Genomic DNA, 13022 nt, shown 5'->3' with positions numbered 1-13022 from the left:
CCGACACCACTCTGCGATTGGCGGCGTACCCTTCGACCGACTCAACAACGTCCCTGGACATCACAACTAGAGAGCACCCCTCGCCCACCTCGGCAGGGGCATTTATTGCCCTTATCAATACGCGGAGGGTAGGCTTGCCTTAGTTTACGCTTTACTCTGGTCAGCGCGGTGGGGTTCCCTGTTTTTCGCCGCGCCTGCGCCGGAACTCCCAAACAGAATCAGAGGTTCACATGTCCACGACGCAGGGCGCTTTCCGACGGAGCCTGCTTCCCCGCTCTATTGTTTTAGCTTCGGCAATCGTAGTGAGTACGGGATTTTTACCCGCAGTCCCCGCATCGGCACAGTCACTGCCATCGATTGGACAGCTCGGCGGTTCGCTCCCCGGCATCGGCGACCTTCTCGGCGGCAGCACCGATCAGTCTGAGCGCCAGCTCTCCGTGACCCCTGCCACCGATCTGTCCGACGGCGCCACCGTGACCATCAAGGGAGTCGGCTACCCCGCTAACGCAAATATTTACCTGGCCCAGACAATCGAGAAGCCAAAGTCGGGCTACCCTTCGACCTACGGCGAAGCGGCCAAGGTCACGGTTGGCGCGGACGGAAGTTTTACGCAGGAGATGAAGGTCGCGACCAGCTTTGGCGATGTCGACTGCACCTCTACCCAGTGCTACGTAGCCTCCTTTACTGCGTTCCCTAATCTTTCTGACCGCAGCAATGACCAGTGGGTCCCCATCACCTTCAAGGCGGGTGCTACTTCCCAGGCTGCTCAATCGCAGGGTTCCACCGGCGCGGCGCCGAGCGGTGGCCAGAGCGCTGGTTCGGGCTCCCAGTCACAGTCGGGCTCGCAGTCACCGTCGCAGTCACGGGGTAACGCATCGGTGAGCCTGTCCAAGACCTCAGACTTGAACCCGAGCGGCGACACCATTCGAGTCGAAGGCAAGGGATTCAAGACCTCTGGACCGGGCATCTACGTCGGTATCGCGCAAAATGACCAGATGGATGTGACCAACGCCGATTCCTTCGGCCCGGATACCCAGTTTGTGTCTACTTCTCGCGGCAACCTGAAGTCCGACGGCAGCTTCAGCGTGGATCTTCCGGTCAGCGCGAAGTTCGGCACGGCAGACTGCATGCAGAACGCTTGCTCGGTCTACACCATTGCTGCTCACGGTTCTTCCGACCGCAGCCAGGACACGGCGACCTCGGTATCGTTTGCCGGCGGAGCTGCCAAGCAGGACGCTACCCTGCCCTCCGGCGGTGGCTCCTCACAGTCCGCAGGCAGCGCAAGCTCCGGCACCAGTGGCAGCACAGGGTCTAGTGGAACGAGTAGCACCAGCGCTTCCAGCGGCTCCAGCAGCTCCAACGGCAGCAGCTCCTCGACCGGCACCCCGTCGGTAAGCCTGTCCACCACGGAACTGAACCCGTCGGGCAGCACCGCAATTACCGTCTCCGGCAGCGGATTCAAGACCAGCGGCAACGGCATCTACGTCGCAGTGGCTGAGAAGAACAAGTTCTCCACCACCAACGCTGATGCTTTCTCCGCCGCTGAGTTTGTCCGCACCTCCCAGATGTCCTCCGACGGCAGCTTCTCCACAACGCTCAATGTCGAGGCCGTCACCTCGGCCGCCAACTGCGTCGAAAATGACTGCGCGCTCTACACCTTTGCTGCTCACGGTTCCTCCGACCGCAGCCAGGACACGGCCACGAACCTCAGCGTCGGCGGCTCCGCCAAGGAACGCGAAGAAGCTGTGAAGGCCGGTGCCTCCAAGACCGGAGAGTCCAAGGCCAGCGGCTCATCCAAGGCATCTGGCAAGGCTTCCGCAAAGTCCAACGCTTCCGGCAATGGCCTCGACGAAGTTGATGTGCAGACTCAGCAGGCCGCGACCAACTCTCCGCTCCAAACCGCCGCAGTCGCCGGAACCGGCGCAATCCTGGGCGCGCTAATCTTCGGTGCCGGCATCTTGGTCGGTCGCCGTCAGAAGTCCGTCGATTAGCACGGCGCCGGGCTAGTCCAAGCGTACGACGGCGATTGCGTAGTCGCCGTCGTGCGAGATGCTTAACGACGGCCCCAGCTGCCACTCCTGATCGTGGAAATGGCGGCTCACAGCCCCGTGGAGACTGATGCTCACGCGACCGTAGGCATCCGGCTGCACCTCTATTTCCCGCCAGTCCAGCTGATCGCGCGCAATCGGCGGTTGGCTGCCGAAGAGAGTCTGCGACCAGGCCTTGATGAAGGCTTCCTTCGCAGCCCAGCGGCCCGCTAAGTGACGCGCCAGAGCGCCGCCGACTGCTCCGCGGCGCCTAGCTACCAGTAGCTCCGCAGGTGTGAAAACAGCCTGCGCGAACTGACTTCCTGGCATATTCAGCTGCTCTTCGAAGCCCGGAATATAGACGAGGTCTACGCCAATCATGGCTGGAGGACACCATCGATCAGACGGGCGCCGTCGGAAAGCAGAACTGCCTTTTCCAATGCAGCGGGTGAACCGAACCGACCACCGTCCGCCAGGTTTCGCTCGCGTGGACGCTCGTAGAGAGCTTCCCCACCGTAAATAGCCTCATCAATGCGACGCAGACCAGCCGCTTCGCGGTTGTGCGCCGCGGACCGCCAACGCTCCGCAGCCTCAGCGCCATCGTGCTGCACTATCGCTTGGTAGAAAGCTTCCGGATGGACGACTGCCACCAGTGCCGAGACATGTCCGAACCCGAGCGAGGTAACAAAGCCAGCCTTCAGCGGCAACGTATTGCCGAAATTGACTGCCTTCGTTGGCCATACCAGACGCGAATGCGCAGCCAATGCGGGATCGACGCAGTCCAGCGATCGATTACCTGGCACAATGCCGCTGCGCAATACCTGGGTCAGACCAATGATCTGGAACGCTGCAGCACCACCCTTAGCGTGTCCCGTCAGCGATTTCTGAGAGACCACCAACAGCGGGTTAGAGCGCTCGCGACCGAGTTCATCTGCAATGCGTTCATGCAGTTCGGACTCATTTGGGTCGTTGGCATTGGTCGAGGTGTCGTGCTTGGACAACACCGCGACCTGATCCGCAGTGACATCGAGTGCTGCAAGGGCGCGAGCCAACCGAGACTTCTCGCCGCCCTGAGCGGCCGCTAGCGCGCCCAAACCCGGCGCCGGAATGGATGTGTGCGCGCCGTCGGCGAAGGACTGGGCGTATGCGACGACACCGAGCACGGGGAGCCCCATGTCACGGGCGATGTCTCCGCGAGCCAACAGCACCGTGCCACCGCCTTGCGATTCCACAAAACCTCCGCGTCGACGATCGTTCGGCCTGGAGAAGTACTCATGCTCGATGCCTTTGTTTTCCATGGTGGCGGAGTCAGCTGTGGCGGCCATGTCGCCGAAACCTGTGATTCCCTCTGTGGATAGGTCATCAAAGCCACCCGCGACAACAAAATCTGCCTTACCCAGGGCAATCTTGTCGACGCCCTCCTCCACCGACACCGCTGCCGTCGCACAGGCTGCCACAGGGTGAATCATCTGCCCGTAGCCACCGACATACGACTGCATAACGTGGGCGGCAATAACATTTGGCAATGCCTCTTGCAGGACGTCATTGGCTCGCGGTTGCCCCAGCAGACCGTCGATGTAAAGACTGCGCAGCGACTCCATCGCACCAATACCTGTGCCCTGTGTCGACGACACTCGCGCCGGGTTGACCGCTTCCAGCAGCTGCGCTGGGCTGAAGCCCGATGACAAGAAGGCATCGACAGTACAGACAATGTTCCACAAGCTCACGCGGTCCAGATTGTCCATCATGTCTGCCGGAATACCGTAGCGTGCCGGGTCAAAGCCCTGCGGAATTTGACCGCCAACATAGCGGCTCATCGCCATTCGGCGTGGAACCTGAACTGGCATGCCAGCGGCCCGTGTCACAAGCCACTGCCCTGTCTCGGCATCGAAGCTCGCAGTGGTGTTGTCCGGGTTGGAACTGACAAAAGTCTCCGCTGCCGCGCGGTCACGCACAGCAAAGCTCAACGCACGATCCAGGTAGACCGTGGTCAGCTCAGTCATCGTATTGTCAACCAAATCGCCATCATCGGCGTAACGACGCACACCAACTCGCGCCAGCACTTCATCGCGGTAGCGCGTAGCAATATCGCTTTCTGCCAACGGTTGCCCATCGGCGTCACGCCAGCCACCCTCATACGAAATCAACCCCATTGACCAGGCTAATTCCACAATTCCTGCTGCAGAGATATCATCAACTTCAGCCTCAAAGCGCGTCCGGGAAGAACCGTACGGCCCAAGCTCACCGGCGCCCACAATGACCACCATGTCCTCCAGAGCCGCTGCGATGTCACCAAAGGTCGGTGTTGTCTGCGCAATTGGTCGGCGTGGGCTTGGCAGACCGCTCAGAACACGGCTTGACGACGGCTCCTGCGAACGCGCCCCGCTAGCGACCTCGGAGCTTTGAGCTGTTGGGCCAGCCGCCTGCGCAGCCTCCTGCGCCAATTGCGCAATGTTGAGGTCGACGTCACCCAATCCGCCGGTGAGATCGGCCTGAATCGGGCGGGTTTGTGCCTTCTTCCGAGCCTCCGAGCTCGCCAACTCAATGAGTTCAGCTGCCATCTCTTCGGTGGAGAAGGTGCGAACTCCCTTTGCTTCCACTGCAGCAACCAGCGGATCGTTTCCACCCATCAGGTTGGTGCCTCGAACCCAACCAATCTGTGCATGAGCCAGAGTGGTGCGGGTGCGCCAAGCGTCCTCCACATTCCAGCGCGCCACCACTGCATCGAGTGCGGCCTTGGCTTCACCATAGGCACCATCACCGCCGAAGCGACCACGGTTCGGTGAACCCGGCAGCACCACATGCAAACGATGGTCCAGATTATTGTCCCCGCCAAGTGCTGACATCCCTGCGATGAGTCGTTCCACCGACCACAGAAGCAGACGCATTTGGGTCTCGGACGCAGGACCGGCGTCGGCAAGCGAACCCGAAACCGTAGGCGCCGCGAACGGGAATAGCAGCGTCGGTGACAGCGCGGGCTTGGTCACAACCACTTCCGCACCAATCGTCGTAGTCTGCTCGGTTCCGATCCAGTCGATAAGGGAATCTAAGTCCTGGAAGCTGGACAGGTTCGCCGGTACCACCCACAGCTTCGCTTCGCCCTGCGCATGCATACGGTAGAGCTGCTTGTAGAAGCTCAGGCGTTCGTGTCCCAGGCGTGAGGTCGTGACAACAACGGTTGCTCCCTGAGACAAAAGCTGTGCAGTCACAGCGGAGCCAATCGAATTTGGCGATGCGCCGGTAACAACTGCGATGTCGGCATTCATCGATAGTTCGTCCACATTCGTGATGGCCTCATCCGCCAGCTGGCGGTAGATACTCGCCAACTGTGTTCGCTCTGCCTCGTCTGCCTTGGCAGCCCACCACTGTGCCTGCTCGACTGCGGTTTCATGGATACTGCCCGGCGCGGTTTCAGCCACGTCCTCATCAGCGGCTGCCCAGAGGCGCGCTAGGTCATCGCGGGAGGTGGCCCAGCGGTCGTCGAAAAGCACTGCCTTGGTGGGCGTAAACGTCGGGGTGACCAGCTTCGGCCAGTCCGCGCCGAGTTCAGCGGTGACGAGATTTACCAGGTTGTTGTCGGCGTCTTCGGCATCGAAGTCAATGGCACCGGTAATCTCGTGGCCGAGTTGCTCCAGAATCGTGCGCGCAGCGGTGGCAAGAATGCCTTGTTGACCTGTCAGTTTATCGGCAAACTCAGTGAGTGCAGCCGAGTCGACCATTCCAGCGCTACTGTCGCTTGCCGACGGCTTAGCGACAGCTATACCTCGCTGCGCGCTGACCGCGAGAATAGCTTCATCGATCAGCTGGTTGAGCTCGGTAGTACTGGTTGGGGCGGCCGGCGCCAGATGCGCAAGATCGCCGCCGCGCAGGGATGCGCCCTCACGAGTACCGAGCATCATCTCAGCACTGACTGCGGTTGCCCACCCCTTGCCAAGCTGCCATTCACCCAGCACATAGTCATCGATATAATTCGCGCCTGCACCGGCAGGACCGGTAATCCGGCGAATACCGTCGGCAATGGCTTCGGAGAGAATCGGGCCGAATGCGGAATATCCACTGGCCAAGCTATCAATCTTGTCCTTTAGATCAGCCAGTTCCGCATCTGCGGCCCCTTCGATTGAACCGAGGTCGAATTCGACTCCGAGATCGAGCAGCAGTTGATTGCGTCGAGATGAGACTCCATCGACCAGAGTCTCAATGGAGTCGGCGGCGCCGAGCTGGTCGGGGCGCACCTTCGTCCATTGGCAAATAAGAACTTCCAGCGCTTCTGCCGGGGTGACGGCAATATCAGCTACTTCGGCAGCCGGAGTGGCCGCACTCGTGATCGTGGTTGCATGTTCGGTCGCCGCGGATTGGTCGGCGGATACCGCCGGCGCCGCTGCTCCCGCTTCTCCTGTTTCTCCCGCTGCTCCAGATAGAGCCTGCGCCGTGTCTTGCTCCGGTGTCATCTCTGACTCGGGCTCAGTCTTTTTCGGCTGAATTTGGTCGCGCATAAACACTGCATCAGCATCACGTTCGAGATTGAGCACTCGAATGTCACGGCTTCGGTGACGGGGCAACTGGCAGGTGCGGGCAGCCAGGTTTGCCAGTGTGGGCGCTGTACCTACACCAACTTCAATAATGCGGCTGACACCGAGATCCTCAAGCAGCAGATCCTGCGTTTCAATCCACCTCACCGGTGAGCAGAATTGCCAGGCCAGTAACTCGACCAGCAACATGCGGGCCAGGCGCGCCGGGTTTTCAGCGGCAGTATCAAAGTCGGCAAGGATGTGTTCCAGAATGTCTGAGTCGACGACTGCAGCCATCTGTCGGACGAACTTCTCGGTCAGCTCAAAAGAGGTCGCGGTGAGATTCGGGATATAGCGCCCCACCAGGCGCTCTGGAGTGATTTCCGCTGGCAGCAGCCGCTCCAGGTGTTTACGGAAGGAATCCACACCGTCGCGTAGGACACTGGAGTGGAATGGCACATCAATACCTGGGATACGCACGTATCCCTTGCCGTCCGAGCCGCGTCGCTCGCACTGATCAGCCAGTGCCGCAAGGCCCGCGACGGTGCCGGCGACGGCGTACTGCTTGCCTGCCAGGTTGAGATTTACGACTTCGAGGAACTCACCGGTTTCCTGCGACAACCGATTAACAAACTCGGTGACCTCGTCCTCGCCTACGCCAATCTTGTCCGGACGCAGGGCGCACAAACCATAGTTGGACCTCCCCTGCTCATCACGTTCGACCAGTTCATGCATGGTCAAACCGCGGCGGTAGACAACCTCCAACACGGCATCTGCGTCAAGCGCACCAGCGAAAGCCGCCAGCGCGTTGTACTCACCGACAGAGTGTCCCGCAAAGTGAGCTGTTTCATCCAGCAGCCCTGCTTCACGGAGCTCCGCAACCTGCGCCAGCCCCAACGTCGCCATCGCAACCTGGGTGAACTGAGTCAGATTCAGGACACCTTCTGGGTGGAAATAGCGCACACCATCCACGACCACCTCTACCGGGTTGTCCCGGACAATAGCCAGTACGGAAAAGCCAAGCTTCTCTCGGGTCATCGCATCAGCCTGGTCCCACACGCGGCGGGCCGCTACGCTGCGAGTCCGAGCAGACAGCCCCATCCCCTGTGATTGAATCCCCTGGCCAGGGAAGACATATGCAGTCGTCGGTGCGGCAATTACAGCAGTGGCAGTCAGTACCAGCTCGCCCTCTACTGTGGCCGTGACTTCACGGACTTCACCGGCGCCTGGACGGTCATCAAAACCACGGCGTTCGACAGAGAACTTCACTTCCTGACCAGGTAGAACCGGACTCAGCATAGTCGCAGTGAACTCAATCACCCGATTGCCAATGCCGGCATCCGACGTGGCAACAGCCGCATGCTCGGCCATCGCCGACAGCCACATTCCATGGACAATAACCCCTGGTAGACCAGCTAGCGCTGCTGCCCGGGAATCGACGTGGATAGGATTGCGATCGCCCGTGACACAGCTAAATGGCTCCATCGCCTCAGGCGCTTCCACGGTCAAGGCACCGCGAAAACTCCGTGGCGTATCCGTGACCGTTGGAAATGGCACAGTATTGGTCCGCGCTGTCTCGCCGCCGTTTCGGCCACGAATGGCAAAGCGTTCACTCAAGGTGGCGAGCAGCGTATCGCCATCACGAACCTCCGCGCGCACCACAACTAGTCGCCCTAAGTCCGTATCAACGACCTCGTCGACACGCGCACTAATCCGCAACGTTGTGGTTTCCTGCGGCAGAGCTCCAATCATACGAATGTGATGCTCAAGATGAACAAGCGCGAGCATGCCCTCAACAACATCAATGCCGGTCTCAGTACGCGCCTGCGCGACTGCCGCAAAAATCGCTGGCCAAGCATGCCCAACCAACGCGTCCGGCACCGTCGCCTGTGACTCATCGCCGGCAGCTGCAATAGTGACCGCATCGTAGTCAGCCATCGCCATCGGATCCCACACGGATTCCCACTCCGCGACCCCATCGACGATGTTTGCAAGCTCACCGCCAGCCGCGATTCGCGTCAGCTCCCGCATCGCGGCTGCCGCATCCTCATGCTTGACGACGGGCACTGCGCCCACCGCTGCACTCTGGCACAGGCGAATTCGCAGTTGCGTATTCTCCCCCGCAGCATCGGGCAGCCGAACGGTCAGCTGTGCCCAGACGAGCTCCTCCCCGCCCTCATCATTGCTGCCATCAGCTCCAATGGTCTCCAAAATGGCACCGGTTCCTGGGTGTTCCAGGCGTTGCGAACGTGAGACATCACTTGCGTCAGATACACATACCCACTCATGTTCCGCGCCAAGTGCCAGCGCCGGATTCGGCTGCTGTCGGCCAGCCCACCAAATCACAGGTGCTGCGAGCATCCGGCTGAGGGCGTCAACAGGTGCCTCCGGCAGGTAGCCGGTATCCATCAATGCCTGTGCGGTAGCTTTTTCAAACCGACCCAGAATTTCCGCTACTGGCTCATTCGCGCGGGTAATGCCCGAAACAGCCTGCGGCCCTGGGATGATGCAGACTTGATCCGCATCGTAGCGAGAGTCATGCGCCTGCCATAGGGAGTCCGATCGCCACCAGCGACGAACCTCATCATCGATAACCGGAACGAATGGCACAGGTTTGCCAGGTGTGCGGCAGAGCTCAGAGATAAAGAAGGTGACATCTGCTGGGTGGAGCGGGGTATCCAGGTCCAGCAGGCCGGATAGTCGCGAGATTTCGTTCTGCGGCTGGGTGCGCAAGCTGTCGCCGTCGGCAAGCGCGTCAAACGTGCCCGCGTCGACTGCATTCAGTCGTGCCTCTACGCGGTCGACGAGTGCGACGAAGCGCGTCGACCACGTTGGATCGAGGAACGTCCCTTCGGGCGCACACAGTTCGAGATAGCGGTTCAGCACCTCGGCATACGTCATGGTGCTGACATCCCCGAAGTACGGCTTCGCGGTGGCGTTAATTGCCTCGATGATCTCTGCGCGTCGTTCGGTGACCTTAGTGAGGTCACCTGCGACTTCGTCAAGCAATCTGCCTGCGCGTGCTGCGGCGTTATCAATTTCGTGGATATCAGCGCCCAACTGGCTGCGTCCCGACGCCATGCCATCCATGGCGCTACCAGCGGGGATCCAGTTGTCAGTGCCGACGGTGTCGACCAGCATCTGTTTCACGGACTCAGAGGCGGTCGACTCCTTGGCTGCCATCGCAGCTGTGCCGATGATGACAGCATCGACCGGCATCGGCGCCAATCCGTACCGTGTCGACCACGTGCCCATCAGATAATCACGGGCCTGTTCTGGCTTGCCGATACCGCCGCCAACAGCAAGCACCACATCTCGCCTGCGGATCTTTGCGTAGGTGTTAATTAGCAGGTGATCGAGGTCTTCCCAGGAGTGGTGGCCACCCGCACGCCCACCTTCAACCTGCATGATGATTGGATACGGCGTGCCCTGCTGCGCCAAGGTGTCTGCGATTTCGAGCACCGACTCGATTTGTGCGATTGTGCCCGGTTTGAAGGAGATATGCGGAATCCCGCCCTCACGCAGCTGCTTTACCAGTTCAACTGCCTCGTCCACCTCGGGGATTCCCGCGGAGATGGTGACACCATCAATCGGTCGCCCCGCTGCCACTGCGCGCGGGAGCAGACGCCGGCTTCCGATGTGCAAACCCCACAGGTACGGATCCAAAAACATGGTGTTGAACTGTGCACTGCGCCCCTCCTCGAGCAGATCGGAGAGTCGCGCCACATTAGCCTCGAAGATTTCCGGCGTGACTTGGCCGCCACCGGCCAGCTCCGCCCAGAACCCCGCATTCGCAGCAGCCGCCACGATCTCAGGGTCAACGGTTGTCGGGGTCATACCGCCGAGCAGAATTGGCGAGCGCCCGGTCAACTTGGTGAACTTCGTCTCGACACGGGGCTTGTCTCCAGTGACCAGACGCGGCGCAAACTCCAGCCACGATGTCGGATGCTCAATGTCGCTCTCAGACAGGACGCCCCTACCCGCAGCCGTTGCCGCAGCAATCACCGCCACGCCATAGCCTTCAGCGTTGCGTTCTGTCAGCTTGACGACGCCTGTGTTGGGCCCCAGATCCAAAATGGTGGTTGCCCCTTGGTCGATGAGCCCCCGTACCTCGGCGCTCCAGTCACTGGGGTCAACCAAGATTGCACGCGAAAGCCGGTCCGCCGTTTCCGCATCTAGCCCAATGCGCTCAGCTCGCTCCACTACCCATGCCACAGCAGGTGCCAGCGCTGGGTGATGGAATGCGCCACTAACTGGCAGAACTGTACATTCGACTTCCCGCCCCTTCGGCTGCTGCGCTACGAGCTGCTCTGCCAGCTGGTCTAGTTCATCCTGCTTGCCGATAACTACGCTGGTGGTCTGCGTATTCTTCAGACCGATGACACAGCCCTGGGGAAGGAAAGGTTCCAACCCCTCGACCGTCAGGCCAGAGATGCTCATCATCGGCGCGCGCCCAAATCCGGCTACTCGGCTTCCGCGCGCACACGCCACACCGATGAGGCGAGCTAGCGCCAGAAGCTCTGCTGCCTTCTCTGGCCGAGCGACAATCTCAGCAGCAAGAACACCTTGCGAATGACCGGTTACCGCTACCGCTTCAGTGATATTAATTCCCTGCTTTTCCAGCAACTCGACAATGCCCAACTGTGCCAAGACGATGCCCGGGACGCTGACCGCAGGGTTGGTTGTATCTCCGGTAAATGGCTCGTCTGTAACGAGTGAGATTGCCCAGCCAAAGGGGTCGAAACCTGCGGGAAGCTGGCCGATGAGATCGTCGTCAAGCGGTGCGAGCAGTTCCTCAGCGCGAGTGAAAACTTCCCGTAGTTTCTTTGAGTTGCCACTGGCCATGACGCTGGAGAGAGTGTCCAGCCATGGTTGCGATTGACCGGCGAAAGTGACTGCAAAAGTGCCCAGGTCTGGAGCAGTTACGACGTTGGTCTGCAAAGTGGCGAGTTTTTCGTATTTCACGTGGCTGAGGTCCTTGTCTTGTGGAGTACGAAATGAAAACATCTTTTGTTTCCAAATCCTTGCCAGGACACTATGCCATAAATCATGAGGAATCCATCATGTTTTTCTCGCGCAGTTTCGCGGCGCCATCAACGCGAAGATAATTTGCAGCCCCAAAACGAGAGGCTGAACACGGCTGCGAAATCAGCGAGCACAACGCGTCGAAAGCGCAAGAACTTCGCAGGTAGGAAACAGTGTTCCCCTGTCGAGAAGTTGCTTGCGCTTCACCACCCTGACAGCGCCGGCGGTGGAAAATAAAACCCGGAAGACTGCGCCAATTTATGTCTAATCGGTGATGAACATCACACCCGGAATGCGTGTCAATGGGCGCCGAGAACGCTCAATCTTTCCTCGATTAATCGCCTAGTGCATCCAAAATTGCGGACTCCGCTTCTTCTAAGCGCCGCTCTGACTCTTCAAGGTCCTGCTGCGACCTACCGTCGCGCTCGACTTTGCCGTCGAAGATTGCGCAGGGATCATCGTTGACCACAGTGTCGTCGGGAACTATGCCACGACGCGCCATGTACTCATCCAGATGCATCGAGATGCTCATGTTGCCTCCCTGCTTCCACCTTACGATTCAAGATACGATGCGATCAGCGTCATTGTATCGACAGGTTCGATTGCCTTACGCAGTGGAATGAGCAGACAGAGGTTTCCCAGAATGGCACTCACACGCGCTGTGCGACCGCCCCGTCTTGCGCTCCCACTAAGAGAGGTGGGACTGTCGCAGGTCTACAACTGGTCTGGCGGCCAGGGCTTTCCATCGGGGAAATACCGGTCAAACTTCCACCCCAGGCGGAACGGAAGCACAAACTTCGGAGGACAGTTGTTGGCCTCCCACATTGTCTCCGGTTTAGCCGCATGTTCAGCCACCTTACGGTCGGTGTACACCCCATGACAGATAGGGTCCCAGAAACCTGGCTCGTCAATCTTGTGGGCAGGCGTGCCGCTAAACACCCCGTAGAGAAGTTGGTCACGGCTATTGACCTCGACTTCGAAATCTTCCCATGTACCTCTCATGTCGCCGGGTTGCGCACGCCACCAGTTGTCAATCGCGAGGGCAGTTTCTTCAGACTCGACGAACCCGCCGAGAGGTTCAGTGTTATCCGGGTAGCGGGGATAAACGACGCAGACAACAACTTTCATAGCCATGGTTCTACACCCCGCACGGGCGATTGGCGACCTTGGAGTAGCTTCGGGCGGGAAATGGGCCGGATTCTGAGCACGCGGCGTAATGAGGGCGGAAAATCTGGCGGGGTGGAGTACGAAAATACCCCGTGACCTGCATAGTCACGAGGTATATATATGTGCGCCTGGGGAGACTTGAACTCCCACGCCCTAAGGCACTGGAACCTAAATCCAGCGCGTCTGCCAATTCCGCCACAGGCGCCCGTCGTGAATCCGTAATAGTTCCGTACATCCCCGTAAGCATGGACTACTTATTAGCCACCTACAGGCGCAACGAACTTTCACAGCTCAT

5 protein-coding genes and 1 tRNA gene are annotated in these 13022 nt (G+C 59.7%); 1 reads left to right on the top strand and 5 read right to left on the bottom strand.

Annotation, left to right across the window (positions count from 1 at the left end; genetic code table 11):
* Positions 1–230: 230 nt before the first annotated feature.
* A complete protein-coding gene (locus tag HMPREF2857_RS07065) occupies positions 231–1991 on the top strand; it encodes a neocarzinostatin apoprotein domain-containing protein (protein WP_083310529.1) in 1761 nt (586 codons plus the stop codon).
* 12 nt (positions 1992–2003) lie between these two features.
* On the opposite strand, the gene HMPREF2857_RS07060 is transcribed toward HMPREF2857_RS07065, so the two are convergent.
* The 5 genes from HMPREF2857_RS07060 to HMPREF2857_RS07040 all read right to left on the bottom strand — a co-directional run bounded on the left by HMPREF2857_RS07060 (position 2004) and on the right by HMPREF2857_RS07040 (position 12932).
* Positions 2004–2408, bottom strand: coding sequence for a holo-ACP synthase AcpS (locus tag HMPREF2857_RS07060; protein ID WP_016422272.1), 405 nt, complete (start codon positions 2406–2408; stop codon positions 2004–2006).
* Complete coding sequence (locus HMPREF2857_RS07055) at positions 2405–11542, bottom strand: type I polyketide synthase (RefSeq protein ID WP_246819650.1); 9138 nt, start codon at positions 11540–11542, stop codon at positions 2405–2407. The genes HMPREF2857_RS07060 and HMPREF2857_RS07055 overlap by 4 nt, the downstream gene beginning before the upstream one ends.
* Before the next feature lie 352 nt (positions 11543–11894).
* Positions 11895–12092, bottom strand: coding sequence for a hypothetical protein (locus HMPREF2857_RS07050; RefSeq protein ID WP_038628037.1), 198 nt, complete (start codon positions 12090–12092; stop codon positions 11895–11897).
* Between the two features lie 182 nt (positions 12093–12274).
* Positions 12275–12694, bottom strand: coding sequence for a hypothetical protein (locus HMPREF2857_RS07045; protein WP_070643306.1), 420 nt, complete (start codon positions 12692–12694; stop codon positions 12275–12277).
* A gap of 156 nt (positions 12695–12850) precedes the next feature.
* Positions 12851–12932: transfer RNA gene (locus tag HMPREF2857_RS07040), tRNA-Leu, on the bottom strand.
* Positions 12933–13022: the final 90 nt, after the last annotated feature.

Source organism: Corynebacterium sp. HMSC076C10, from assembly GCF_001812455.1.
GTDB classification, from domain to species: Bacteria; Actinomycetota; Actinomycetes; order Mycobacteriales; family Mycobacteriaceae; genus Corynebacterium; species Corynebacterium jeikeium_D.
Note: the sequence above shows the minus strand (reverse complement) of the source record. Positions and strands in the feature narration are given on the sequence as shown.

Coding starts and splice junctions, on each gene's coding strand:
- HMPREF2857_RS07050 (WP_038628037.1), bottom strand. CDS start 12,092: ATGAGCATCTCGATGCATCTGGATGAGTACATGGCGCGTCGTGGCATA.
- HMPREF2857_RS07065 (WP_083310529.1), top strand. CDS start 231: ATGTCCACGACGCAGGGCGCTTTCCGACGGAGCCTGCTTCCCCGCTCT.
- HMPREF2857_RS07060 (WP_016422272.1), bottom strand. CDS start 2,408: ATGATTGGCGTAGACCTCGTCTATATTCCGGGCTTCGAAGAGCAGCTG.
- HMPREF2857_RS07055 (WP_246819650.1), bottom strand. CDS start 11,542: ATGTTTTCATTTCGTACTCCACAAGACAAGGACCTCAGCCACGTGAAA.
- HMPREF2857_RS07045 (WP_070643306.1), bottom strand. CDS start 12,694: ATGGCTATGAAAGTTGTTGTCTGCGTCGTTTATCCCCGCTACCCGGAT.